This window comes from Methylovorus mays (assembly GCF_020531915.1).
GTDB lineage: Bacteria > Pseudomonadota > Gammaproteobacteria > Burkholderiales > Methylophilaceae > Methylovorus > Methylovorus mays.
In genome coordinates this window covers 251,309-275,034 of sequence record NZ_JAJAVG010000008.1, presented here as the reverse complement: position 1 = coordinate 275,034, position 23,726 = coordinate 251,309, and the positions used below count along the sequence as shown (strand labels likewise).

General features: G+C 54.7%; 25 protein-coding genes. 10 read left to right on the top strand and 15 right to left on the bottom strand.

Annotation, left to right across the window (positions count from 1 at the left end; genetic code table 11):
• Positions 1-172 precede the first annotated feature (172 nt).
• A complete protein-coding gene (locus LG203_RS11735; RefSeq protein WP_230345936.1) occupies positions 173-2,287 on the bottom strand; it encodes a TonB-dependent receptor family protein in 2,115 nt (704 codons plus the stop codon).
• A gap of 183 nt (positions 2,288-2,470) precedes the next feature.
• On the opposite strand from LG203_RS11735, the gene LG203_RS11730 reads away from it, so the two are divergent.
• The gene (locus LG203_RS11730; RefSeq protein WP_230345935.1) at positions 2,471-2,854 is read left to right on the top strand and encodes a VOC family protein; all 384 of its coding nucleotides are present in this window, start codon (positions 2,471-2,473) and stop codon (positions 2,852-2,854) included.
• Between the two features lie 42 nt (positions 2,855-2,896).
• On the opposite strand, the gene moeA is transcribed toward LG203_RS11730, so the two are convergent.
• Genes moeA through moaA form a run of 4 tightly spaced genes read right to left on the bottom strand, consistent with a single transcriptional unit; the run spans position 2,897 to position 6,388 of the window.
• Positions 2,897-4,177, bottom strand: a complete 1,281-nt coding sequence (moeA, locus tag LG203_RS11725) for a molybdopterin molybdotransferase MoeA (RefSeq protein ID WP_230345934.1) — start codon at positions 4,175-4,177, stop codon at positions 2,897-2,899.
• A 23-nt stretch (positions 4,178-4,200) separates the two neighbouring features.
• Positions 4,201-4,746 carry a molybdopterin-guanine dinucleotide biosynthesis protein B gene (mobB, locus tag LG203_RS11720; protein WP_230345933.1) on the bottom strand — a complete coding sequence of 182 codons (546 nt, stop codon included), beginning with the start codon at positions 4,744-4,746 and terminating at the stop codon, positions 4,201-4,203.
• A 3-nt stretch (positions 4,747-4,749) separates the two neighbouring features.
• The gene (mobA, locus tag LG203_RS11715) at positions 4,750-5,328 is read right to left on the bottom strand and encodes a molybdenum cofactor guanylyltransferase MobA (RefSeq protein ID WP_230345932.1); all 579 of its coding nucleotides are present in this window, start codon (positions 5,326-5,328) and stop codon (positions 4,750-4,752) included.
• 49 nt (positions 5,329-5,377) lie between these two features.
• Positions 5,378-6,388: a GTP 3',8-cyclase MoaA gene (gene moaA / locus LG203_RS11710; protein WP_230345931.1), complete on the bottom strand. Its 1,011-nt coding sequence runs from the start codon at positions 6,386-6,388 to the stop codon at positions 5,378-5,380.
• 160 nt (positions 6,389-6,548) lie between these two features.
• Here moaA and LG203_RS11705 point away from each other — a divergent pair, with 160 nt between their 5' ends.
• The 5 genes from LG203_RS11705 to modC all read left to right on the top strand — a co-directional run bounded on the left by LG203_RS11705 (position 6,549) and on the right by modC (position 11,091).
• The gene (locus LG203_RS11705; RefSeq protein ID WP_230345930.1) at positions 6,549-6,884 is read left to right on the top strand and encodes a winged helix-turn-helix domain-containing protein; all 336 of its coding nucleotides are present in this window, start codon (positions 6,549-6,551) and stop codon (positions 6,882-6,884) included.
• 129 nt (positions 6,885-7,013) lie between these two features.
• Positions 7,014-8,519, top strand: a complete 1,506-nt coding sequence (locus LG203_RS11700) for an OprO/OprP family phosphate-selective porin (protein WP_230345929.1) — start codon at positions 7,014-7,016, stop codon at positions 8,517-8,519.
• A gap of 21 nt (positions 8,520-8,540) precedes the next feature.
• The gene (gene modA / locus LG203_RS11695) at positions 8,541-9,296 is read left to right on the top strand and encodes a molybdate ABC transporter substrate-binding protein (RefSeq protein WP_230345928.1); all 756 of its coding nucleotides are present in this window, start codon (positions 8,541-8,543) and stop codon (positions 9,294-9,296) included.
• A gap of 12 nt (positions 9,297-9,308) precedes the next feature.
• A complete protein-coding gene (gene modB, locus LG203_RS11690; protein ID WP_230345927.1) occupies positions 9,309-10,022 on the top strand; it encodes a molybdate ABC transporter permease subunit in 714 nt (237 codons plus the stop codon).
• Positions 10,009-11,091: a molybdenum ABC transporter ATP-binding protein gene (gene modC / locus LG203_RS11685; protein ID WP_230345926.1), complete on the top strand. Its 1,083-nt coding sequence runs from the start codon at positions 10,009-10,011 to the stop codon at positions 11,089-11,091. Before modB ends, modC begins: the two co-directional genes overlap by 14 nt.
• A 55-nt stretch (positions 11,092-11,146) precedes the next feature.
• Here the strand turns inward: modC and LG203_RS11680 are convergent, their stop codons facing one another.
• The 4 genes from LG203_RS11680 to trxA form a co-directional block, all read right to left on the bottom strand.
• Positions 11,147-12,796, bottom strand: a complete 1,650-nt coding sequence (locus LG203_RS11680; RefSeq protein ID WP_230345925.1) for an ArnT family glycosyltransferase — start codon at positions 12,794-12,796, stop codon at positions 11,147-11,149.
• 132 nt (positions 12,797-12,928) lie between these two features.
• Positions 12,929-13,171, bottom strand: a complete 243-nt coding sequence (locus LG203_RS11675) for a type B 50S ribosomal protein L31 (protein ID WP_015830863.1) — start codon at positions 13,169-13,171, stop codon at positions 12,929-12,931.
• A 176-nt stretch (positions 13,172-13,347) separates the two neighbouring features.
• Positions 13,348-14,607 carry a transcription termination factor Rho gene (gene rho, locus LG203_RS11670; protein WP_230345924.1) on the bottom strand — a complete coding sequence of 420 codons (1,260 nt, stop codon included), beginning with the start codon at positions 14,605-14,607 and terminating at the stop codon, positions 13,348-13,350.
• 140 nt (positions 14,608-14,747) lie between these two features.
• Positions 14,748-15,074, bottom strand: a complete 327-nt coding sequence (trxA, locus tag LG203_RS11665; RefSeq protein WP_013443046.1) for a thioredoxin TrxA — start codon at positions 15,072-15,074, stop codon at positions 14,748-14,750.
• 169 nt (positions 15,075-15,243) lie between these two features.
• On the opposite strand from trxA, the gene LG203_RS11660 reads away from it, so the two are divergent.
• A complete protein-coding gene (locus LG203_RS11660) occupies positions 15,244-16,497 on the top strand; it encodes a sensor domain-containing phosphodiesterase (protein ID WP_230345923.1) in 1,254 nt (417 codons plus the stop codon).
• Here LG203_RS11660 and LG203_RS11655 read toward each other — a convergent pair.
• Positions 16,494-18,053, bottom strand: a complete 1,560-nt coding sequence (locus LG203_RS11655) for a hypothetical protein (RefSeq protein ID WP_230345922.1) — start codon at positions 18,051-18,053, stop codon at positions 16,494-16,496. The two genes, LG203_RS11660 and LG203_RS11655, sit on opposite strands and share 4 nt — an antisense overlap.
• A 128-nt stretch (positions 18,054-18,181) precedes the next feature.
• Here LG203_RS11655 and LG203_RS11650 point away from each other — a divergent pair, with 128 nt between their 5' ends.
• Complete coding sequence (locus tag LG203_RS11650) at positions 18,182-18,802, top strand: YqhA family protein (RefSeq protein ID WP_230345921.1); 621 nt, start codon at positions 18,182-18,184, stop codon at positions 18,800-18,802.
• A 2-nt stretch (positions 18,803-18,804) separates the two neighbouring features.
• Positions 18,805-19,263 (top strand): TlpA disulfide reductase family protein, encoded by a 459-nt coding sequence (locus LG203_RS11645; protein ID WP_230345920.1) that lies wholly within the window; start codon positions 18,805-18,807, stop codon positions 19,261-19,263.
• 96 nt (positions 19,264-19,359) lie between these two features.
• On the opposite strand, the gene LG203_RS11640 is transcribed toward LG203_RS11645, so the two are convergent.
• The 5 genes from LG203_RS11640 to LG203_RS11620 are packed head-to-tail and all read right to left on the bottom strand — an operon-like array spanning position 19,360 to position 22,877.
• Positions 19,360-19,656 carry a DUF3579 domain-containing protein gene (locus tag LG203_RS11640; protein ID WP_013443041.1) on the bottom strand — a complete coding sequence of 99 codons (297 nt, stop codon included), beginning with the start codon at positions 19,654-19,656 and terminating at the stop codon, positions 19,360-19,362.
• A gap of 50 nt (positions 19,657-19,706) precedes the next feature.
• On the bottom strand, positions 19,707-20,276 hold the full coding sequence (locus LG203_RS11635) for a BON domain-containing protein (protein WP_230345919.1): 570 nt from the start codon (positions 20,274-20,276) through the stop codon (positions 19,707-19,709).
• A gap of 2 nt (positions 20,277-20,278) precedes the next feature.
• On the bottom strand, positions 20,279-20,869 hold the full coding sequence (locus LG203_RS11630; protein ID WP_230345918.1) for a phosphoheptose isomerase: 591 nt from the start codon (positions 20,867-20,869) through the stop codon (positions 20,279-20,281).
• Positions 20,870-20,886: 17 nt separating this feature from the next.
• Positions 20,887-21,222, bottom strand: a complete 336-nt coding sequence (locus LG203_RS11625; RefSeq protein ID WP_230345917.1) for a YraN family protein — start codon at positions 21,220-21,222, stop codon at positions 20,887-20,889.
• Positions 21,223-21,227: 5 nt separating this feature from the next.
• Positions 21,228-22,877: a penicillin-binding protein activator gene (locus LG203_RS11620; protein ID WP_230345916.1), complete on the bottom strand. Its 1,650-nt coding sequence runs from the start codon at positions 22,875-22,877 to the stop codon at positions 21,228-21,230.
• On the opposite strand from LG203_RS11620, the gene rsmI reads away from it, so the two are divergent.
• Positions 22,869-23,720: a 16S rRNA (cytidine(1402)-2'-O)-methyltransferase gene (gene rsmI, locus LG203_RS11615; RefSeq protein ID WP_230345915.1), complete on the top strand. Its 852-nt coding sequence runs from the start codon at positions 22,869-22,871 to the stop codon at positions 23,718-23,720. The two genes, LG203_RS11620 and rsmI, sit on opposite strands and share 9 nt — an antisense overlap.
• Positions 23,721-23,726: the final 6 nt, after the last annotated feature.

Genomic DNA, 23,726 nt, shown 5'->3' with positions numbered 1-23,726 from the left:
AATGATGATGACATTCGGTAGCTGCGCTTGCATCGTTTTTGCGTGTATCAACCCTGAAAAAACATCAAGGCATCACTATACGATGATAGAGATGCCTTGAAGCTTAGCCGACTTTACCAGATGGCGTCTGTGACTGAAGTTACTTAAGCCAGCCCAGTCGTTTTACCGCCATTTAGAAACGGTAATTGGCGTTCAGACCCAGCAGCCAGTTACGGCCTGCCGCCGGTTCAAAGAAACGGCTATTGCCATCATTCACCCGGACCGAACCAATGTAGTCTTTGTCGAAAATATTCTCGACGCGGACAAATTCGCTGAAGCGCCAGCTCTTGAGTTGCTGCTCAAAGCCTGCGCGTACATTGAAGATGGTATACGAAGGCGCGCTATCGGTATTGGTATCGTTAACGTAAGCCTTGCTGTTGTGGCGGGCTTCGAATGCGGTACGGAAGCCAGATTCCACATGTTTCCATGCGGCTTCGGCGTATATCTGCGTGTGGTAAGTCCCCGGAATGGTATTGCCTGCATTTACCAGACCGAGGTTGCCGACGTAATCAGAGTCAAATTTGGCATTCAGCAAAGTGTAGGCCCCATACAGGGAAATGTTGTGTGGCAGATTGGTCTGTACGGACACCTCAGCCCCATTGCGCTTTGTTTTTGCCGCATTGGTATAGGTTGCGAAGGTTCCGGTTGTTAACGCAATGATTTCGTCATCCGTGAGGGTTTTGAAGAACGTAGCGTTCAACTGGGTATTATCCGAGATAAGCGCCTTGGTACCGATTTCAAAATTTTTGCTGGTGCTGGGCTTCAAGTTGAAGTTTGGCGTGCTGTTGATACTGCTGGTCAGGTAGGCCACCTCAATGAATGTTGGCGTCTCGAACCCCTTGCCATAGTTGGCGTAGAAATTCAGCAGGGGCGTGGCTTTCCATACGGCACCGATGACAGGGGTGGTTTTCTCATAGGTGAGGTTGCCGCTGTTGTCTGGATTGCTTGCGGTGATGAATTTATCATCAACTTCCAGCGAAACTTTGGTTCTGCGCAAGCCCGCATGCAGATCAAGACTGTCGAGGACAGACCATTTGCCTTGCAGATATTGGTCAGAGTTGGAGGCGATATTTTTTTCGTTACGGGTGGCTGCGGCACTTTTATCACCATTGGTGGTGGGCGTGTCCGTACGATCATCATTCATCTTGCCGTAAACCAGGCCGGCGCTCAGAGTGTAAGGCTTATTCAGCAGCATCCCCTGGTTGTTCCAGCGCAGCTCGGTTCCCCAAAATTCACGAGAGATGGCACTGGCACGGCCTGCGCCCGTGCTGCCAAGAGCGAGATATTGAAGATTCTCGCGGGTGCCGACATAGTTGATGAGGTTAATCGAGTTGTTGGGGTTGATCGTGTGTTCCAGATTGAACCCTACTTGCGTGTTGGTGCGCGAAACACGGGTATTGGAACGTAGTGTCGCCGTGCTGACACTTTTCGGATCATTAAACGCAGAAGGATCGGTGGCAGTGGCTACCCGGGGTAAACCACCTGGATCCTGGGCATCCTGATCAAACCAGTTGACCAGCGTTGTCAGCTTGGTGTCTTCATTCAGGTTGATCTTGAATTTGGCAGTGCCTTGTTTCTTACTGCTGGCGCTGTGGTCACGATAGCCATCAGATTCGTAATTTGAGTAATTGACCAGATACTCGATACCTTCCGAGGTGCCGGATGCACGTACGCTCTCCTTACTGGTGCCATAACTGCCAAACACGACGCCTGCTGAGACTTCTGGCGTTTTAGCCGCGTCTTCGGTCAGCATCTGAATCACGCCGCCAGAGGAATTGCCATACAGGGCTGAGAATGGCCCGCGCAATACTTCAACATTTTGCACAATATCAAGATCGACATTGCCTGGCTGACCCTGTCCATCCGGCATGGTCAGCGGGATGCCATCAACATATACCCGCACGCCACGCACCCCAAACGCTGAGCGAGCGCCAAAGCCACGGGTGGAGATTTGCGGGTCTTGTGCCATCTGCGTGCGGTTCTGGGCGGTAATGCCGGGGACGCGGATCAGGCTTTCTGACAGTGTCATGCGGGCTTGACCGTCCTGGATGTTTTCCTTTTCCACCACATCGATAGCCACGGGCAGGTCAAAGCTGTCCTGCGCCTGACGCGTGGCGGTGACTACGATGGGTGCCAGGATGGAAATGCGCTCTTCGTGACCAGTGTCGGTGGTCTCTGCGGCCATGCCAGGTTGGGCAAAAGCGCATGCGCTCAAGACGGCGTATGGCAGGGTTTTTCTGATGAACATGATGCTCCCTTGATGAGTTAATTTTTATAATGGCCGGAGGATAGTACATTTGGAGGCCTTGGCGCATCAGGATAATCATGAATATGCGTTGTGATTCACAGTGGAATATGCCATTACGTTGAGGTCGTGGTGTGGGGCGGCAGGTGTAGAATATTCAGCCTGACCCAGAGAAAAGGACATCTTGTGGCCGTTACCGGATTTAATCATTACAACTTGCGGGCGACGCGTGAGCAGATGGCGGTGTTGCTCGATTTTTATACGAAAGTGGTGGGTTTGACCCTGGGTGAGCGTCCTGGACTCAGCAGCTTTGGTTACTGGTTATATGCTGGTGCCAACGATGTGCTGCATTTGTCAGAGGTGAAGGAGGGCGTGCAACCGGCACTGAATGTGCAAACCACGTTTGATCATGTGGCTTTCACCTGCACGGATTACGCCGCCATGGAACAGCACTTGCAGGCGCATGGCGTCCAGTTTGGCAGCCGGGTTGTCAAGGCGACCAACGTCAGGCAGATATTTTTCAAGGATCCATTTGGTAATGGCGTGGAATTTAACTTCGACGAGAGTTGATGCGGGCTGGCCTGTGAGATAGGCCAGCTCGGTAGTTGATATTTAAATAATGCCTTCCAGCAACTGCACCCTGACCAGCTGATGCGCTGGCAGGCTGCCCGTGTCTTCATCCAGCACAATAAAGCAATTGGCACGCGACATGGAGCTCAGCATGCCTGAGCCTTGCGCGCCAGTGGTTTTGACTTTCCATGTACCATCTTCATCGGCAAATAAAATGCCCCGCTGAAATTCGGTGCGGCCTTTGGCTTTGCGTATCTCCTCCACGCAGATTGCCTGCAACATGGGCAAAGGCGGCGGTGAAGCCTGCCCCATCATGACCAGCAGGGCTTCGCGCACAAACTGGTAAAAGGTCACCATGACGGCGACCGGATTGCCGGGCAGGCCGAAATAATGCGCTGCGCCTATTTTGCCGTAGGCAAGCGGCCGACCGGGTTTCATGGCAATTTTCCAGAACAGCACGGAACCCAGCTTTTGCAGCAGCTGTTTCATGTAGTCGGCTTCGCCCACGGAGACGCCGCCGCTGGTAATGACCACATCGGCCTCATTCGCAGCCTGGGTCAGCACCTGCTCCAGCACCTGCGGATCATCCTTGATTGCACCAAGGTCCATGATCTCGACCCCCATACGCGTCAACATGCCATGCAGGGTGTAGCGATTACTGTCGTATATTTGTCCTGCCTGCAAGGCTTGTCCGACACTGGCCAGCTCGTCGCCAGTGGAGAAGAAGGCGACTTTGAGACGGCGATAGGCACTTACCTCGCCAATGCCTAGCGAGGCTATCAGGCCCAGGTCGGCGCTGTGCATCAAATGCCCTTGGGGTAGCACGATTTCTCCTTCGCGGAGGTCTTCGCCGGCGCGACGAATATTGCTGCCGGCCCGGGGTTGTTCTGCATGCCGCATGGTGTCGCCTTCCTGCACCACGCGTTCTTGCATGATCACGGCGTCAGCGCCTGCCGGGATCACCGCGCCGGTCATGATGCGGACACATTCCCCCGCTTCCAGGCTGCCTGCCCAAGGCTGGCCGGCATAGGCAGTGCCAACAATCTTGAGGCGGGTTTCGCCATTTTCCTGGCTATCGGCCGTGCGTACGGCATAGCCATCCATGGCGGAATTGTCGTGATTGGGAACATTGGCTGGCGAGATGATGCTCGCTGCCAGAATGCGGCCCAGGCTTTCCCGTACGGGCAGGGTTTCTGTTTCGCTCACCGGGCTGAGGTAGCGCTTGATATAGTCGCGCGCCTTTTCAACCGACATGGAGTTGGGATCATAGTCGTCAGCACAGCTGGGGCTACGGGCAAGGTCTGCGAGGGGTTTTTCGGACATCGTGGATGGACGCTAAGGTGAAATTAATGAGGGGTGGTCGATAGCCACAGACGGATGTAGTCGGCAATGTCGGCGGGTTGATTGAGGTCAAGCACGCGCAGTGTGTGTTCAAAAGGCACATCGCTAGCAATGGCAATAATGCTGTGATCCTGATCCGCCAGCAATGGATGGCCGAGAGAGGGGCGGTGAATTTCAATCTTGGGGATATTCGCCAGCTTGAAGCCCTCGACAAGCACGAGGTCGCACATGGTGGGATCAATATGATCGACCAAGTCAAAGAGTTCGGGCTCCGGTTTGCCGCTACGCTCCAGCTCAGTGATCAATGCCCAGCGACGGCTGGAGCCGACCAGCGTTTGCACGGCGCCAGCTTCGCGCAAGCGATAGCTATCCTTGCCGGGGTGGTCGATATCAAACTGATGATGCGCATGCTTGATGACGGAAATGCGCAAACCGCGTGCGATCAGCACCGGGATAAGGGCGGTGAGCAGAGTGGTCTTGCCGCTGCCGCTCGCCTGTGCGCAAAAGCCGAGAAGTCTGGGGCGCTGGTGATGGGCGGCGACATTGGGCATCGTTCAGGCGGCCTGTTCGAGAGAGATCAGTTCGTCGCTGGTATTGATGTTGCTGAATGCCAGCGGATGCTGGCTGAACTGGACTTCCACGACTTCGTGGCCTTGCTGCCAGGTATCCACCTTGCGACCGCCTTCTTGCAGGTATTTTGTCAGGCTGGGCAACAGGGCGCGACGACAGAGGCTGATCACCGGATGCGCCTGCATGCCGGTTTTGGCGATGGCAATATCGGCATCATGCGCCATCATGCTATCCATCAGCTTGGCCAGCAGATTGCGCGGCAGCAGCGGTGCATCGCAAGGCACGGTGAGAATGTAGGCGGATTCGGTAGTGGTCATGGCCTTGTGCAAGCCTGCCAGCGGGCCGGCATAGTCTGGAATGTCATCCTGAATCACGGGGAAACCGAAGGCGGCATAGCGCTCAATTTCGCGGTTGGCATTGATCAGAATCTCCGGTGTTTGCGAACGGAGGCGCTCAATGACGTGCGCCACCATCGGCTTGCCGAGAAATTCGACCATGCCTTTGTCGACACCACCCATGCGACGACCTTTGCCCCCGGCCAGTACAACTGCGGTAATGGACATAATTAAGTTTCCCTGTTTAGTTATTCGTCAGATAAAAGCCGGTTGGCGCTTAGCCGCCAGTGACCGACATAAAACGCACAACGGCAGGTTGTGCGCGTGCCAGATCAAAGTCATGGCCCTTAGGTTTGATCTGCATGCTATTCACAATCGCATCCACCACTGGCTGGTCATCGTGCGGATGCTCGCGTAACAAGGGCATCAGTTCCACCATATGATCTTGCCCCAAGCACAGGTAAAGTTCGCCCTTGCAGGTAATGCGCACCCGGTTACAGGACTCACAGAAATTATGGCTGTGGGGCGAAATGAACCCCACACGCGTTGCCGTGCCGGGAATGCGCCAGTAACGTGCCGGGCCGCCGGTGCTTTCGGTGCTGCTGATCATGGAGTAGTGCTGCTGCAGCCGCTTCAAGGTTTCGGCATTGCTCACATAGGTATCGCCGCGCGCATGATCCACCGCGCCCAGAGGCATCTCTTCGATGTAGGAAATATCAATCTGTTGGTCAATGGCAAAGCGCAACAGATCAAGGGCTTCATCATCGTTGACGCCGCGCATGATGACACTGTTGAGTTTGATGTTGTCGAATCTGGCGTCCTTCGCTGCCTGAATGCCTCGCAGTACTTTGTTCAGGTCGCCGACACGGGTGATCTGGCGAAAACGGTCAGCATTCAGGCTATCCACACTGATGTTGATGCGTTTGACACCCGCCTGGCGCAATGCGGCAGCCTGATGTTCCAGTTGTGAACCATTGGTTGTTACTACCAGTTCTTTCAATCCCGGCAGATGGCCAATTTCTTCAAACAGCCATTGGGCATTTTTACGCACCAGCGGCTCGCCGCCGGTAATGCGCACCTTGCTCACCCCCATCTGCACAAAAATTTTGACCAGGCGGGCACATTCTTCCAGACTCAGTACTTCATCGCGAGGCAGAAAGGTCATGTCTTCTGCCATGCAGTAGACGCAGCGGAAATCACAGCGATCCGTGATCGACAGGCGTATATAGTCCACCTTGCGACCAAACTGGTCTATCAATGCGTCCGGAATTTGCAGCTGTTTACCCATTAAAATGCCAGTGCCTTTGCGCGAGACCTTGAATTTTAAGACTTTACCCCCGGCGGCACAATGCCAAACGACGCAATGCGGCACTGGGGGCTATGATGTTGGACCACGAATTTGACATTATGCTCATAATGACTAAACGCAAAAATTGGAGATCGCGCCTATGCCGATATTAAAAATCCGAATTTCCCACGGCAAGGTCACTGCCATGGGCCCAGGCAAGGCGGATTTGCTGCGTGCTATTGAAGCAACCGGCTCCATCTCGGGCGCGGCCAAGGCGATGAAAATGTCGTATCGCCGTGCCTGGCAGCTAGTAGATGCCATGAATGCCTGCTATCGCTTACCGCTGGTGGAAACCGCCATGGGTGGGGCGAATGGCGGCGGCGCCAAAGTCACGGAATTCGGTTTTCATATTCTTCGATGCTATGAAGAGCTGGTGCGAAAAAGCGAGCTGGCGGCGGCTGTTGAATTGCAGCAACTCATGGATTTTGCCGTTTAAGTAGAGGGTAACAAGCTAGTCTGCGGTAGTCGATGTGCTGTTCCAATACGAATCGCTATTCCCGAATGGAAATAGCGGTAGTATTATGCTGTACCTAATTTCTTATAAATACATTCAGGGAGAGTTCACATGCAAACGTACAAACGAAGCACGATTTCTTTCATGGTAGCCAGTCTTTTCTCCACACTTGCCCCTGGGCTAATGGCGGCTGAGGTGGATCCGGAAACCCGCATTCGCCAGCTTGAACAGATGATGCAGCAAATGCAGCAGCAACGCGCTGAGCAAGACAAGCAAATTGAGATGCTCACGAAAGAGCTGGTCGGCATTGAAAATCAGATCAGCCAATCCAAAATCGCCAAAACTGAAGAAAAAGGCAAGAGCGAGGGCAGCCCCGTCTATGCGGCTTTCAAGGATGGCCTGGTGTTTGATGATGGTAGTGGCAACTGGAAATTGCAGATCAATGGGCGGGTTCAGGCGGACTATCGGGATTATGCCGACAGCGATTGGCGGACCGATACCTTCAATATACGCCGTGCCCGGTTTGGCGGTACGTTTACCTTCCTGAAGGATTACGCGGTGCGCATCGAAGGCGAATATGCCAATGCCACAGATGGCTCGCGCGGAACAACTGCGCTTACCTATGGCTATCTGGATATTAATTGGTGGAAGCAGGCCAGAATTCGTATTGGGCAGTTCAAACCCTTCTTCGGGCTCGAGCGTGCCTATGGCACCAACTTTACCGATTTTACTGAGCTTTCATTGGCGACTAACAATGGGGCGGCGTTCAACTCCACGTATGACCGAGGCGTTATGGTGTTTGGCGACCCTCTGCCATGGCTTAACTACAACGCTTATGTGATTAACGGCACTGGCCAAAATAATGATGAACTCAATAACTCTTCCACAACAGGAGGTGTCATTACCAAGGTAGACAATACCAAGGATGTCGGTTTCCGCGTTAATGCCAATCTGGCAAAACTCATGAATATTGAAAATGCTGTTATTCATGTGGGTGGTTCCTACAGTGACGGCAGTGTCGCCTATTCATCTGCAAGTGCTACTGGCATATCGCAAGCGACAGAAGCGAATGGGGTATCTTTCTTTAATGTGGCTGGACTGCAAAATGCAGATGCTGATCGTCGGCGTCAGGGGGTTGAAACCGCGCTTGCCTATGGCCCTGTAAAGATTCAGTCCGAATATATTTCCACCAACTACAAGGGGGATCGCTCGGGTCAGCGCTATGACAATGACATCAACGCCTGGTATGTGAATGTTAACTGGATGCTGACGGGTGAGGCATATGCGGATAGTTATAAAAGTGGCGTGTTTGGACGCATGAAACCCAAGAACAACATGGCCATGGGCAAGAGTGGCTGGGGTGCCTGGGAGTTAGGTCTGCGGTACAGCCAATTTGATGCTTCCGACTTTGAAAGCATGTTGCCCACTGCCAATGCCGGAACAGCTTATACCGCAAAGGCGGATGCCTGGACCGCAGGCGTCAAATGGATCATGACGCCCAATGCCCGCATCATGCTTAACTACATCCGGACCGATTTCGACACGCCGATTACGGTGGCAGGCAAGACCGATGACCAGGAGAAGGCCCTGATCATGCGCGCGCAATATGATTTCTAATTTCTATCTCAGGAATATCTTATGAACAAGATGACGTTTGCGTGGGGCCTGTTAGCCTTGGTCATCACCTCCTCGGCATTTGCCGAGGACAAGGTGACGGTATTTGCCGCAGCCAGCCTGACCAATGCCTTGACGGATATCAGTGAGGCCTATGAAAAGGAGAAGGAGGTCAAAGTGACACAGTCTTATGCCGCCTCCTCCGCCTTGGCTAAGCAGATTGAAAATGGGGCTCCGGCCGATATTTTTATATCGGCGGATATCAAGTGGATGGATTACCTGCAGGGGAAGAAACGCATTGAGGTCGCATCCCGCAGCAATCTGCTCGGGAATAAAGTGGTGTTGATCGCGCCCAAAGGGCGTGGATTCAAGGTCGATTTTCATGCGGGCTTTGACTTTGCCAAGGCGTTTGATGGACGGCTGTGCACGGGGGATGTGGAGGCAGTGCCTATTGGTATTTACGCCAAGCAGGCGCTGAGCAGTCTCAATTGGTGGAATGGTGTGAAAACACGGATTGTCGGCGCGCAGGATGTACGCGCAGCACTGGCGTTTGTCGCGCGTGGCGAGTGTGCGGCGGGGATTGTGTATGAAACCGATGCCAAAGTGAGTGACAAGGTGGAGATTGTCGGGGTGTTTCCAGAAGAGACCCATGCGCCAGTGGTGTATCCTGTCGCCCGGGTGGCAGGGGCAAGAAATGCCGACAGCGCTTTTCTCACGTATTTGAAAAGCCCCCAAGCCGCCGATATCTTCCGCAAATATGGCTTTACCCCATTATTTTAAAGGCGCGTTCTGGTGTCGATATTGCAGTTAACCCCTGAGGAAATGGCAGCCTTATGGCTATCCGCCAAAGTTGCCTTATTTTGCACCTTGTTGATCCTCATCCCTGGCGTATTGCTGGGATGGGTGCTGGCCCGCAAGCGCTTTTTCGGCAAGGCCTTGCTGGATAGCGTGGTGCATTTGCCATTAGTGCTGCCGCCGGTGGTGCCGGGCTTTCTGCTCTTGCTGCTGTTTGGCAATCAGGGCGTTCTGGGCAAGTGGCTGCAGGAGGCATTTGGCATCAGTATTGCCTTTACCTGGATGGGGGCTGTGGTGGCCTCGGCCATCATGGCCTTGCCTTTGATGGTGCGATCGGCACGTCTGGCCGTCAGTCAGGTCGACCGGGGCCTTGAATTGGCGGCACAATCATTGGGTGCACATCCGGTGCGTGTATTTTTCAGTATCACCTTGCCATTGGCTTTGCCCGGTATTCTCACGGGCATGGTGCTGGCATTCAGTCGCAGTTTGGGCGAGTTTGGCGCCACGATTACCTTTGTGGGCAATATTGAAGGGGAAACGCGGACATTGCCACTGGCCATCTATACCTATACGCAAATACCGGGAGGCGATGTGCCTGCGTTGCGCCTCGTCGTACTGAGTTTGCTATTGGCATTTGCGGCGCTTTACTTCAGCAATGTCATGGAGCAGCGGGCCTTGCGTCGCGTAGGGAGTGGCGATGATAGAGCTTGATTTTGCGCTGCGCCGCGGTGAATTTGCCACGCGCGTCAACGTGACGCTCAATGATCGTGTCACGGGCGTGTTTGGCCCTTCCGGTGCAGGTAAAACCACTTTGCTGGGTACGCTGGCCGGCTTGGTCAAGCCGGATGCCGGGCGGCTGGTGCTAAATGGCGAATGTCTACTGGATACCGAACGCGGCATTGACCTGCCCTTGTACAAACGCAGGATAGGCATGGTGTTCCAAGATAGCCGCCTGTTCCCACATCTTACTGTCAGCCGCAATCTAGAATATGGCTACCATCGGCTGACACGTGGACAGCGCCGCTTCAGCCTGGCGCAGATTGTTGAGCTGCTTGAGCTAGGCGCTTTGCTGCTGCAAAAGCCGCATCAACTTTCGGGTGGTCAGCGGCAGCGGGTGGCACTTGGGCGAGCGTTGCTGAGTTCACCACGCCTGTTATTGCTGGATGAGCCGATGGCATCGCTGGATGTCAGGCTCAAGATGCAGATTTTGCCCTTCATGCAGCGCGTGCGGGACGAGATTGATATTCCCATGCTGTATGTCAGCCATGCGATTGATGAGGTATTGCAACTGACGTCGCGCATGCTGGTGCTGGAGCAGGGTCACGTGATTGGCTATGGTGATTTTGTGGATGTGATGCGGGATACCCAGGTGCTTGCTCTGGCGCGCTCACTGGGCATGGAAAATGTGCTGCAGGTGGAATTGCTTTCGCATCATCCGGCAGAAGGCTATTCGGTTGCACAGCTTAGTACGCAACGCCTTTTTATTCCACTTTCGGCGGGTGGCGTGGGCGAGCGGATTACCATTTCCACAGCCGCGTCCAATATCGCGCTGGCACGTGAGCCGGTTTCCGGCATCAGCATACAAAATCAGCTGCCCGGCACGCTGGGCCAGATGCGGCAGGTGGATCACCGCATGCTGGTCGATGTGGTGCTGGATGCAAATACACTGGTGGCTGAGGTGAGTGCAAAGGCCATTCAGGATCTTGCCCTAAGCCCGGGAATGAAAGTGCATGCGCTGATTAAAACGCAGGCCTTGCACCTTTACGGTCAGGTATTGTGAGGGGCAGGGCCGCTGTCGCGGACATGAAAACCGGGCATCTGAAGCCCGGTTGATATTAATTGCGCTGATACAGCCTGAAGCTTTCACGGCGGTCTGTCGCACGTTTGCCATGCCAGATCATGTTCCATTCCGGGCCAGGCTGGAACTTGGCCCTGCCGCGCTCATCCTGAATCAGATACAGATCGCAACGACGACTGGCGCGTGATTCTGCTGCACGAGGGCGAATGCCCAGATAATAATCCAGCAAGGCATATTGTGAGCTGCCAAGATTCCGCTCCATCATGCAGTGGTAATCGTTGGGCAGGGCTTTTTGCATGCTGCTCATCACCGGGCCGTAGCTCTTGGCAGTATCAATCCATGGCAACCATAGCGCCATCAGCAGGCTCCAGGCCATGGTGATACCGACGGCCCAGTCCGTCACCGCTGCGCGTATCGAGCGTTTGGCGTTAATGACAACGGCCAGCCATATCAGCGTGATGAGAAAAGCCGCGACAAATCCAATCCAGTTGAATACCGGATGGTGAATCGAAGAGAGAAACTGCATGCGCTCGGCCAGCTTTTCGGGCCAGCCCGTCATCATGGCAAACCACCCCAGCCAGATCAGAAAGCCGATCATGCCGAACAGAATGAGGCCAAACCAGTTCAGCGCGCTTGCTGCGCCGCGTTTCAAGGTTTCAACACTGCCACCCGCCAAGACAGCCAAAGGCAGTAGCAGGGGCAATGCATATATTTCGCGTGTGTTTGCGCCAAAGCCAATCACGATCAGGCTGATTACAAAAAACGTGATGAGTAATTGAAAACGAGGCTTTAACAGCAGGACCGTGCGATAACGCCATAAGCCCCATAGGGCGATAGGCAATGCAGGCCATGAAAACCAGGCCAGCGTATTCAGAAAGTACACATGGCTGGATTGTGCGAACAGGTCGCTGTTTGATTGTTGCCATGCTGCAAACAGGCTGGGTGATGTGTGCCAGAGCAGCAGCGGCCATATGGCCAGCCAGGGAGTCGCCACCAGCATGCTCAGGCCCAGCACAACGGCGTAGCTTTTGGTGCGCCAGGTGCTAAACAGAATCGGCAGCAGAAGAGCGGTGAACAGAATCGGAATGGCATACAGCAAGCCGGTCGTCAGGAAGCAGATACCGATGCCTGATCCCAGCAAAGCACTGGCGCGATAGGGGCGACGCTTGGCCAGTGCCAACGCATACAGGCCCATGGCGGAACCCGTGAGGGCCGCGACCTCAGGCATCAGCAAGTGGGCGGAAACGACCAGCCCAAGCGACCCCAGGAAAATGAACGTGGTTTGCCGTCCGGCACCCCGTCCCCATAATTCGCGGCCCAGCATGCCGACCAGCAACAAGGTGAGTGCCATCCACAAGCCGCTTACCAGGCGTGCGCCATCGTGCATCGGTAGCCATGGCTGCAAGACTTTCGCCATGCCGGCCGCGCTAAGGTAATACAAAGGAGGGTTTTCTATTGAGGTTTGGCCTGCGACAACAGGCGCAATAAGCGCATGGCCATGCAGCATGGATTTGACGATGTTGATGCTCTGGGATTCGTCAGGTTTCCATGGCGCGTGGTTGATCAGGCCCAGGCAGATCCACACTGCGCACAGCAGGATCAGCAAGCGCGTTTTTGCGCTCTCGCCTATGCGGGCGCGGGGTGTGGCCAGATTGCCTTGCCAGTCATGTTCCAGCTCAAAAGCCATGTGCTATCTCAAGAGGTTGCTGCAGCAGTGTATACGATGTCATGCGCCCAGTCTGCCGATAAGCCGGGCTTGGCGCGGCACAAATGAAAAAGGCAGCCCAGGCTGCCTTTTTGTGTGCAAGTGCACAAGAAATTACATGCCGTACTTTTGGCGGAATTTCTCAACGCGACCAGCGGTATCCAGAATCTTTTGCTTGCCGGTGTAGAACGGGTGCGATTGCGAAGAAACTTCAATCTTCACCAATGGATATTCTTTACCGTCAGTCCACTTGATGGTTTCACGTGTGGAGATGGTAGAACGTGTAATAAAGCTAAAATCGGCGCCGATGTCCTGGAAAACAACTTCGCGATATTCAGGATGAATGCCTGATTTCATAATCATTTACCTCAAATTGGCCGGTATGTGCGGCGGGTAGTGGTTCACATGCGACAACTGCGAAAGGTGAGCATTATATTGATTCGATGGTTCTTTTGCAATACTCGCCTGCAAGTTGCCTACTGTGACTGAAAAAGCGGATTTTCGGCTGATATCGAGCAGAAAGCTGCTGGTTTCTAGCCTCGACGCATGGAGTCAAAGAAATCGGCGTTGTTCTTGGTGGCCTTGAGCTTGTCCAGCAGGAACTCCATTGCTTCGAGATCATCCATGGGGTAAAGCAGTTTGCGCAGCACCCAGATCTTTTGCAGGATATCTTTTTCAATCAGCAACTCTTCGCGGCGGGTGCCGGATTTGTTAACGTTGATGGCGGGGTATTGGCGCTTTTCTGCCATGCGGCGATCCAGGTGAATTTCCATATTGCCGGTGCCCTTGAACTCTTCATAGATCACATCATCCATGCGGGAGCCAGTGTCTATCAGCGCGGTGGCAATAATGGTCAGCGAGCCGCCTTCTTCAATATTGCGCGCAGCGCCAAAGAAGCGTTTGGGGCGCTGCAGTGCATTGGCATCCACACCGCCGGTCAGTACCTTGCCGGAAGCTGGTACAACCGTGTTGTAAGCACGCGCGAGGCGGGTGATGGAGTCCAGCAGGATCACCACGTCTTTTTTATGCTCAACCAGACGCTTGGCTTTTTCCAGCACCATTTCGGCTACCTGAACGTGGCGGGTAGCGGGCTCGTCGAAGGTGGAAGCAACAACCTCGCCCTTCACCGAGCGGGTCATTTCTGTGACTTCTTCCGGGCGCTCGTCAATCAGCAGCACGATCAGGCTGACGTCTGGGTGATTGGCGGTAATGGCATGGGCAATGTGTTGCATCATCACCGTTTTGCCGGATTTCGGCGGAGCCACTAGCAAGGCGCGCTGGCCTTTGCCGATAGGCGCGATCATGTCAATAACGCGGCCCGTGACATTCTCTTCACCGCGAATATCGCGTTCCAGTACAAGAGGCTTGGTGGGGAAGAGAGGTGTGAGGTTTTCAAAGAGGATTTTGTGCTTGGTGTTTTCGGGGGCTTCGCCGTTGACGCTATCGACTTTTACCAGGGCAAAGTAGCGTTCGCCGTCTTTGGGGGTGCGAATTTCCCCCATGATGGAGTCGCCGGTGTGCAGGTTGAAGCGTCGAATTTGCGAGGGTGAAACATAGATATCGTCCGGACCTGCCAGGTAGGAGGTGTCGGGTGAGCGTAAGAAACCGAATCCATCCTGCAATACCTCCAGCGTGCCATCCCCAAAAATGCTGTCTCCCTTTTTGGCTTTGTTTTTCAGCAGAGCGAAGATCAGGTCCTGCTTGCGCATGCGGCTCGCGCCTTCAATCTCGTTGGCAATCGCCATTTCGACCAGTTCGGTCACGGGAAGATGTTTTAAATCGGATAAATGCATAAGAGGAGGGCTCGCTGAAAATCGAAACTGCAGGGAGTGCAGTGAACTGCTAGGGAATTAGCGCCTGATTTCTAATTGGATGAATGACGCGTGGGATTAAAAGTCACGGTAACACAAAATCAGGCGCAAGCGTAGCGGTATTAAATATTGCTGTCAATAAAAGCAGTCAGTTGGGATTTGGACAGTGCGCCTACTTTGGTGGCTTCTACATTGCCATTCTTGAACAGCATCAGGGTGGGGATGCCGCGGATGCCGTATTTGGGAGGTGTTTGCTGGTTTTCGTCAATGTTGAGCTTGGCGACTTTCAGGCGACCTTCGTATTCTTTTGCGACTTCATCCAGGATGGGGGCAATCATTTTGCATGGGCCGCACCATTCAGCCCAGTAGTCAACCAGCACGGGCACTTGGGATTGCAGCACTTCCTGCTCGAAAGCGCTGTCGCTAATATGGGTAATATGGTCGCTCATGTGTGAACCTCTATAGAAAATGGGACTTGTAATTAAGATAGTGAAAACGAAGTATTGCGCTATCCTAGCGAAAAAAGACGCGTAAGTGAAGTATTCATGTCGGCATGATAATTGCTGATCATTGCCGGGTTACAGGGAAGGTTCAATACTAAAATCATGTGTTGCCGAAATGAATAGAATTCTGATGGATATTCTCGAGCTGATCGAGGATGCCACTATCCCCAACATGGGGCATTCACAATCGAATTACAAGGGAATGCGCTTAAGTAGTGCATTCCAGCCTATTTTTAGTCTTTCGCATTGTCGGGTGGTCGGGTATGAAGGCCTGATCCGGGCTTTTGATGAGCAGCAGCAGGCGCTGCCTGTGTGGCGGATTTTTGAGCAGGCGAAAACCGAGTCCGAGATTGTCGAGCTTGATCGTTTGTCGCGTGCCTTGCACATGCACAACTTCATGCAGCAGGGCCAATCAGCCCAATGGCTGTTTCTTAATATCAATCCGCAGGTGATTGTGAACGGCAAGCACTATGGGCAGTTCTTTCAGGACCTGTTGGAGCATTATGGTGTGCCGCCGTCCATGGTGGTGGTGGAGATTATCGAGGGGGCGATAGAAGATGAGTCGCAGCTCTCCGAGTCCGTGCAGTTTTACAAAAATCTCGGTTGTCTGGTGGCAATTGATGATTTTGGTTCCGGTCATTCCAATTTTGAGCGTATCTGGCGTCTTTCTCCCGATATCGTCAAGCTGGATCGTTCCATGATTACGCAGGCGGCGAGCACGGCAGTGGCACGTCGCGTGTTGCCGGGCGTGGTGTCTTTGATACATGAGGCAGGTAGCCTGGTGTTGATCGAAGGCGTGGAAACCGAGCAGGAAGCCATTATTGCCATGGATACTGATGTCGACCTTGTCCAAGGCTATTATTTTGGTCGGCCAGCGCCGTATTTGCTGCAGGAAACGCGCTCCGAATCCATCGCCAAATTATTTCAGGGCTATCGCCAATCCACCGTGCCTGAGATTCGCCATCAGAAAATGCAGGATGCCATAGCCGCGTTTCTTAAAGCGTCTGAGCAATTACAGGCAGGCGTTCCACTATTAAACGCCGTTCAAGCCTTGCTGGCTATCCCCGGTGTTGATCGTTGCTATTTGCTTAACCAGCAGGGGGTACAGATAGGGACCAGCGAAGTGGCGCCAAGTCGTCGCTCTATCATGAGCGTGCGCTATCAACCCCTGGCGGATGGCTCAGGCGCCAACTGGATCCGGCGGCCTTATCTGCGTCGCGCCCTGGGCAATCCCGGTGAGGTGCAGATGACGCGGCCATATCTGTCGATTGCGACCGGCGAGCTTTGCCTGACGATATCCATCGCCATCAAACCGATGGGGGTCGTGCAAGTGCTGTGCTGTGACCTGGATTGGGATGTGAGCGTTTAATCCAGCGCAGTGAACTGAAAGCGCTCGAAGCCATGCGTGCGCTCCACCAGCTTGGTGAGGACAATGCGTCGGGTGCGGCCATCGTAATCCAGCTCCATGATGCGCTCCGGCATATAACTTCCTACGGCTCCCACAATGCTGGCATCCTGCTTCAGGGCATGGATGGCGGGCAACAATAGCGCAAACTCAAACGACGGCTGGGACGGACGGCGCAAGCCGATGGCTCTGGCGGTAGGGGCAATCAGCTGGATGCCGATATCCAGATTGTCCTGTTCATCATGCATGGCCCAGCGGATGACGCCCGTCGCCCAGCCCTGCATATGGTCTTCTTTTACCGCAATCACTTCCCCCACATGCAACTGGCTGGTGAGCTTGGCCGGTTTGCGTAAGGCCATGCCCGCCGCGCTGACATTGAGCACCGCCCAGCGGGCAGCCTGCAGTTGCTCTGGCAAGAGACCAGTACGGCCGACATTGGCTGGCTTGCTGCCCTGCCACGCGTGATTCGCCAGAGCATGCGCGGCAGGCATGCCGATCACCATGGACACACTGCTGCTCTTGCGTGAGCGTTTGAAAACCCGTTTGGGGACCTTGCCCCAATGCTGCAGCAAGTAGCGCAGCAGGTCGATATAGCGCCCATCGGTGGCATCATCAGGCAATTCATGCGTGCTGATGATGGCGTTTTTTTTCTGCAATAACTGGATATGCTGATGCACCATGCGCGCCAGACGAATGGTCAGCAACAGAAGGTCGCTGCCAGTGGGCGGCAGGCTTTCATGCTTGCTGTAGGCGATGGGCGGCATATCGGTGTTGAGCTTGACCAGAAATACCGCCGCCGGGTTTTCAATGCGCCCCGTGGCATGTAACTCCGCCAGGGCGGCGTGGCGTTCTATATAGTCGGCGACGCGACGAATTTCAGAAGGTGTCAGGTTTTGCGGCTCAGCCAGTGCCATCAGCAATATCTGCTTGAACTGCGTGCTGATGCTGGTGGTTTTTCGTTCGCCCTGTTCAATGGGCAGGTCTTGCAGTTCGGCTTGGACAGCATAGCGATACAGTTGGTGAATATCGTTCCAGACACTGCCCGGCGCCGGAAAGTAAGTCTGAAAATAAATATGGATCAGGCCATTCAGGGCTTCAAAGGCGCGTAGCAATAGCAGCGCCATATGCTTGGGGTTGCTGTTGATCTTGAACAGTTTCTGCTGTTCGTCGATGAGCGCAATTTTGTAGCCATACGCCATTTCCAGCCATAATGACTCCGCGACCTTTACATAGGCGCGTGCCTCTGCTGGCAAGGGCAGGCTGGCTTTGCCATAAATGCCAGCCAGGCGTCGACTCATGCTGATGACCAGGGGGCGATAAGTTTCCAGTGCCCGAAAGCGTGCGTCCGCCGGCACCACCTGCCGATTGAGGTTTTCCAGCTCGTCGGCCATGGCAGTCGCGGCTTCCAGCATGGGCAACTTCAACCACTGGCCCATCAGCGTTTGCAGTTTTTGCGGCTGTGTCTCGGCGGGGATCAGGGGTTTGTCGGTGAGCGCTGGAATAGTGAGTGTTAATGCCATATTGCCTTCCATGAGTATGTAAACCCATGTTAAGACCTATGGTGCCTTTTGTCACGATGAACCCGGCAAGCTCTGTCAGTGATGAGTTAGAATAGCCCGCAACAAGGAATCACAGAGGAATATCAGCAATGAAATGGTTGGAACAGGTGTTTGAGGGCATCTTATGGAAGAGTCGTTTTGTGGTGATGCTGGCGGTCGTTGCCAGCCTGCTCGCAGGCTTTGCCATTTTCTACATTGCCACGGTCGATGTATTTTTCCTGATCAAGCATGTCGCGCATTACGCCGATCCTGACCTGACCAATGAAATACGCAAAACCCTGCACGATGATACCGTCTCGCACGTGGTGGAAGTGGTGGATGGCTATCTGCTCGCTACCATCATGCTGATTTTCTCGCTGGGTCTTTATGAGCTCTTCATCAGCGACATTGATGCGGCTCAGGGCAGCAAGGCATCCAGCCGTGTGCTGGTAATCCACGATCTGGATGATCTCAAGAATCGTCTGGCCAAGGTGATCGTCATGATCATGATTGTTTCGCTGTTTGAACATGCGCTCAAGATGAAAATGACGGGCCCGCAGGATCTCCTCACCTTTGGCGGCAGCATTGCCCTCATCGGGCTTGCCTTGTTCCTGATGCACCGCGGCGAGCATCATCCCGCCCCAGCGCAGCATGCGGAGCCTCACCTGGGTGAGCATCACCCTATTCAACACAGTCCCGGGCATCAGCCTCATACCACAGAGAAATCCTGACCATGTATGTCCGCCTTCTGCTCGCCTTGATGTTGCTCATGCTGAGTGGCATCGGCATGGCGGAAGACGGGTTCAAGCTGCGCGATACTTCTGGCAAGTTGCAACAATTGTCGGATTACAAGGGGAAATGGGTACTGGTGAATTACTGGGCTACCTGGTGCCCGCCATGTCTGGAAGAGGTGCCTGATCTGGTGAATCTGCATGATCAGCGGCATAAGCGGGATCTGGCCGTGATCGGTGTGGCCTGGGAATACAAGAGCCCCGCCGAAGTGGCCCATTTTGCGGATGACATGCTGATGTCTTACCCGATAGTGCTGGGCGACGCGGAGGTTGCCGCCCAGATTGGCCCCAATACCGTGTTGCCCACCACTTATTTTTATAACCCGCAGGGACAGTTGGTGAAGGTAAAGCGTGGTCTGGTGACACGCGCCTTTATCGAAAGCGTGGTTTCCGGAAAATAATCTTCAGGGGCCGGACGGCGCCCGGGAAAAACACCCATAAAAAACGCCACGTGCAGCAGGCTGCGACGTGGCGTTTTTTTTTATGGAGATTACCGCTTAGTTTGGCGTTGGAATGCTGTTGCCGGCGGAATCCAGAACATTGAGCTGGTTCTCTTCAGCAAAGTGCATGAGCTGGGTATAGCCTTCCGGATTTACCACCTTGAGCTTGAGATCCACCGCCAGGCAACGCACGCCATTGACGACGCGTGGCTTGAGGTAAGGTGAGTAGCGCAGCTTGCGATCCGGCCCGAAGGTGGCGTAGGTGCTGCACATACGGTCCACCCAGTCGCTGGGGCGAAAAGGTTTGCCTGCGCGGGTCAGGCCTTCAATGATGATTTCGTCAGGTAAGCTCATGGTCGTTTTGCCGAAAATTTCAATAATATCTGGATTATAGCAGTGCGCTCTTAGTCCATGTATTCAAAAACTTTGACCACTTTTTCCACACCCGAGGTGCCGCTGGCGATATCCACAGCATCGGCGGCTTCCTGTTTGGTGACCAGGCCCATCAGGAATACGGTGGATTTCTCAGTCACCACTTTGACGTAATTGGCCGGGAAGCGGTTTTCGGTCACCAGACGGCTTTTGACTTTGGACGTGATATAGGTGTCACTGCTGCGTGAGCTTAGCGAGCTCTTGGGTGCCACCACTAGTTCATTGGTCACGCTACGGACATTTTCCACTTCTTTCACAATCGACTCGGCCTTGGCTTTGGTTTCCGCATTGAATGCTTCGCCGGTGATCAGCACGTTGCGGTTGAAGCTGGTGACATTGGCATGAATGTTTTCGCCCAGCTCAGAGGAGATACGTTGTGAGGCTTTCAGCTCAATGCCTTCGTCCTCAATGTAAATGCCCGAGGTACGGCGGTCTGCCGCCATGACGCCCGTGGCAGCGGCGCCGCCGACAATCGCAGGGAAGCAGCCTGCCAGTTGAGTGGCGAGGGCGGTGGCGATAAACGCTTTGGTGATGAAACGCATGATTAGTTGACTCCTAGTAAAGTGCAATCAATTGCATCGCATAAGCAATGCAATATCAGAATATAGGCTTCCTGTACGCGCGATGCATTGTCGTGCGGGACGCCTATGTGGATATCCTCCTCCGTCAGAAGTTCAACCAGCTCCCCTCCATCGCCACCGCTGAGGGCGATCACAGTCATGTTGCGGTCTTTGGCCGCCTCAATGGCGCGCAGGATATTGCGGGAGTTGCCGCTGGTGCTGATGGCGAGCAGTACATCGCCGGTGTGGCCGAGCGCTGTCACCTGCTTGGAAAAAATCTGGTCAAAATGCCCATGGTTGGCAATGGCGGTCAGCGTCGAATTGTCTGCGCTGAGGGCCACGGCCGCCAGGCCTGGGCGTTCCATTTCAAACTGGTTCAGCATGCGCGAAGCGAAATATTGCGCGCTGGCCGCCGAACCGCCGTTGCCGCAGGCGAGCACTTTTTTCTCGTTGAGCTGGGCCTGCACGATCATCTCGGCCGCCGCGACAATCGGCCGCGCCAGCAGGTCGCCCAGCTGCAGTTTGAGATTGGCGCTTTCGGTAAAGTGGCCGGCTATGCGTTCTGTGATGTCCATGACTTGTGGGTTTTCATTCAAGCTTCAAAAGCGTTGCGTATCCATACGATGTTGTATGCCTGATCCAGCAGAACGGCATCAAAGCGGCAAGCGCTGGTGCCATGTTGCTGCAAATACTGCTCAGCCGTGAGTGCCAGTTTTTGCCGCTTTGCGGGGGTAATGCTGGCAGCAGCACCTCCAAAGCGTTCGCTTTTGCGCATCCTGACTTCAACAAACACCAGACTCGCGCCATCGCGCATGATCAGGTCTATTTCGCCAAAACGCGAGCGGTAATTGCGTGCAAGCAGTTTGAGACCCTGCTGTTGCAAATAGATGGCAGCGCGCTCTTCCGCTTCAGTGCCCTGGGTGTTCACGTGGATTAAGGCAGGCGCTCTACGGTGATGCCATTACGGCTGAATCGGGCCACTGCCAGCTCGCGGCTGACACTGCCATCTGCATTCAGACGCAAGGTGCCGCTCAGGCCCTTGATGGTCGCGGGCGAGCCAGGACGCTGTACCACGGCTTGTAGCAGGCTGTAGGCGTCCGCGCCCAGGGCAAACCAGCGCTGCATTTCGCCGCTGGGCAAATCCTGCGCGGCCGGTTTGTAAGCGGCAAAGGCGTCCGGATTCAGCAGCCATGGCATATCGACAAAGCGCACGGCCAGCAGGGGGGCATCGTCGGGATTGTCCAGCACACCGGCATAGATGTGCGATAGACCGAATGTCGGCGTGGCGGCATCGAGTGCCGGACGGATCTGGCGGGCATTATCAGCCGTGGTGGCAAGGAAGATCATGTCGGTGGGATGCGCCTGAATGTCAGTTTTCATTGCTTGCATATCGGTGTCTTCATTGACGCCAAATTGCTGGCTAACTTGGCCGCCATCGGCTATCCATGCATCCCCAAAGGTCTTGATCATGCGGTTGGACAGGCTGCTTTCGGTACCGACGATGGTGACGGTCTGCATGCCAAGGTCGCGGGCGATGCGCACCACCTGCTGGGCTTCACTGTCGACAGCCAGCCCGTAAAAATGAATGTTGCGGTTGGCGGTGGCAAGGTCACTCTGGTTGAGCGCCACCGTGGGCAAACTCACCGGCAGTTCGCTCAGCGCGGTCACTTCATCTCTCGTCAGCGGGCCGACAATATAGTTGGCGCCTTCGCTGACCGCTTGCTGGTAGACGGCAGCGAAATCATCACGGCCACCAGTGGTTGCGTAAATCTTGACCTCAGCATTGCTGTTGGCAATGGTCTGTGCGGCCACGAAACCACGTTCGATAGCATCGGATGCCGGGTAATAGGCTTCGGAAGAAAATGGCAGGATCAGGGCAATCTGACCGCTCAAGGCAGCGGTATTTGCTGAAGCTGCTGTTGTGCCTGTGTTGCCTGCGGCGGCGCTGCTGACGGTGAGTCCCGCGAGAAGTTCATCCATGGCAACATGGTCAGGATAGGCATTGCGCCATTGGCTGACATCGTCCTTGCTCAGGCCATCCTGCCCAGCAAGCGCCAGGTCTATCCAGCCTTGCAGGGTGGTGTCGGTGATATTGCCGCGCATGGCAATCAGGTCGACCTTGTTGGTCTTGCTCAGAAACTGCCAGAGCTGCTTCTGCGCTGTGAGCAGTGCATCGCCCGCCAGGCCTGACTGCGCCTGAACATATTGCTCCAGCGCACGCAAGGGATCGTCCTGGTTTTCGTAGGCGAGAGCCAAGCTTGTGTGTAAACTTGCGCTTGCCTCAGCGGATATCGACTTGTTCGCTTGCAAGGGAAGCAGCATCAGCAAGGCCTGATCGTAATCCTGCTGGCTGGCGGCGATGTTGCCTGACAACACCTTGGCATACGGCGACATGGCCGGAATGCCCGCCAGCGCCAGCTGCGCACATGGGATATCCTGTTTTTTCAGGCAGCCCATGCCGAGACTGAATTGCGTCTCGGGCGTTTTCTTGAGGGAAGAGCCAGTAGCGACGGTATCGGCGGCTGCCGGGCCCGCATTCAGCCACAAGCACATGAACAGCAGAGTGAGTAAGCGTTGAATCATATCGGCACATTATATGTTGTAGCCACGCCAATTGGAAACTTGCAGGACATTACTTTGCGCGCATTGGAAACCCTGAAAACGGTGGACCTGATTGCAGCGGAAGATACCCGGCATAGTGGCGGCCTGCTCGCCCACTATGCCATCCAGAAAAAGCTGCTGGCCGTGCATGAGCACAATGAGCATCGCTCGGCAGAAATCCTGCTGGAGCGTTTGCAGGCCGGACAATCCGTCGCCCTGATTACCGATGCCGGCACGCCTGGTATCAGTGACCCGGGTGCCGTGGTGGTGGATATTTTGCGCGAAGCTGGTGTCACCGTGGTCCCCGTGCCGGGCGCCAGCGCAGTGATCGCCGCTTTATCCGCCTCGGGTATTACCGAAAATGGATTCCGTTTTGTGGGGTTCCTGCCCGCCAGTGGCAGCCAGCGCAAAAAACAGCTGCAAGCCCTGGAGCATGAGCCGACCACGCTGGTGTTTTACGAAGCCCCGCATCGCGTGCTGGAAAGCGTGCAGGACATGGCCGCCGTGCTGGGCCCACACAGGCGCATCACCATTGCCCGTGAGCTGACCAAAACCTTTGAAAGCTTTCACCGTTGCCCGCTCGGCGAAGCGCATGACTGGCTGCTGGCCGATGCCAATCGTCAGCGCGGGGAGTTTGTGCTGCTGGTGGAAGCTGCCCCACCTGCGGAAGACGATGCCGATACACGCGAGGCTGAGCGCATACTCCGCCTGCTGCTGGCCGATCTGCCGCTGAAACAGGCGGTAAAATTGGCAGTGGATATTACCGGTGGCAAAAAGAACGCCCTGTACCAACTCGCCTTGCAGCTGAATGACGCGCAAGCCTGAGTGAAA

Bases quoted from the DNA above. Each gene is read 5' to 3' on its own strand.
- LG203_RS11620 (WP_230345916.1), bottom strand. From the start codon at position 22,877: ATGATTCAACGCTTACTCACTCTGCTGTTCATGTGCTTGTGGCTGAAT.
- LG203_RS11645 (WP_230345920.1), top strand. From the start codon at position 18,805: ATGTATGTCCGCCTTCTGCTCGCCTTGATGTTGCTCATGCTGAGTGGC.
- modA (WP_230345928.1), top strand. From the start codon at position 8,541: ATGAACAAGATGACGTTTGCGTGGGGCCTGTTAGCCTTGGTCATCACC.
- LG203_RS11660 (WP_230345923.1), top strand. From the start codon at position 15,244: ATGAATAGAATTCTGATGGATATTCTCGAGCTGATCGAGGATGCCACT.
- mobA (WP_230345932.1), bottom strand. From the start codon at position 5,328: ATGTCCATTACCGCAGTTGTACTGGCCGGGGGCAAAGGTCGTCGCATG.
- LG203_RS11630 (WP_230345918.1), bottom strand. From the start codon at position 20,869: ATGGACATCACAGAACGCATAGCCGGCCACTTTACCGAAAGCGCCAAT.
- LG203_RS11655 (WP_230345922.1), bottom strand. From the start codon at position 18,053: ATGGCATTAACACTCACTATTCCAGCGCTCACCGACAAACCCCTGATC.
- LG203_RS11640 (WP_013443041.1), bottom strand. From the start codon at position 19,656: ATGAGCTTACCTGACGAAATCATCATTGAAGGCCTGACCCGCGCAGGC.
- rho (WP_230345924.1), bottom strand. From the start codon at position 14,607: ATGCATTTATCCGATTTAAAACATCTTCCCGTGACCGAACTGGTCGAA.
- LG203_RS11680 (WP_230345925.1), bottom strand. From the start codon at position 12,796: ATGGCTTTTGAGCTGGAACATGACTGGCAAGGCAATCTGGCCACACCC.
- LG203_RS11650 (WP_230345921.1), top strand. From the start codon at position 18,182: ATGAAATGGTTGGAACAGGTGTTTGAGGGCATCTTATGGAAGAGTCGT.
- mobB (WP_230345933.1), bottom strand. From the start codon at position 4,746: ATGCCCAATGTCGCCGCCCATCACCAGCGCCCCAGACTTCTCGGCTTT.
- moaA (WP_230345931.1), bottom strand. From the start codon at position 6,388: ATGGGTAAACAGCTGCAAATTCCGGACGCATTGATAGACCAGTTTGGT.
- LG203_RS11705 (WP_230345930.1), top strand. From the start codon at position 6,549: ATGCCGATATTAAAAATCCGAATTTCCCACGGCAAGGTCACTGCCATG.
- LG203_RS11700 (WP_230345929.1), top strand. From the start codon at position 7,014: ATGCAAACGTACAAACGAAGCACGATTTCTTTCATGGTAGCCAGTCTT.
- LG203_RS11675 (WP_015830863.1), bottom strand. From the start codon at position 13,171: ATGAAATCAGGCATTCATCCTGAATATCGCGAAGTTGTTTTCCAGGAC.
- trxA (WP_013443046.1), bottom strand. From the start codon at position 15,074: ATGAGCGACCATATTACCCATATTAGCGACAGCGCTTTCGAGCAGGAA.
- LG203_RS11735 (WP_230345936.1), bottom strand. From the start codon at position 2,287: ATGTTCATCAGAAAAACCCTGCCATACGCCGTCTTGAGCGCATGCGCT.
- moeA (WP_230345934.1), bottom strand. From the start codon at position 4,177: ATGTCCGAAAAACCCCTCGCAGACCTTGCCCGTAGCCCCAGCTGTGCT.
- modC (WP_230345926.1), top strand. From the start codon at position 10,009: ATGATAGAGCTTGATTTTGCGCTGCGCCGCGGTGAATTTGCCACGCGC.
- LG203_RS11635 (WP_230345919.1), bottom strand. From the start codon at position 20,276: ATGCGTTTCATCACCAAAGCGTTTATCGCCACCGCCCTCGCCACTCAA.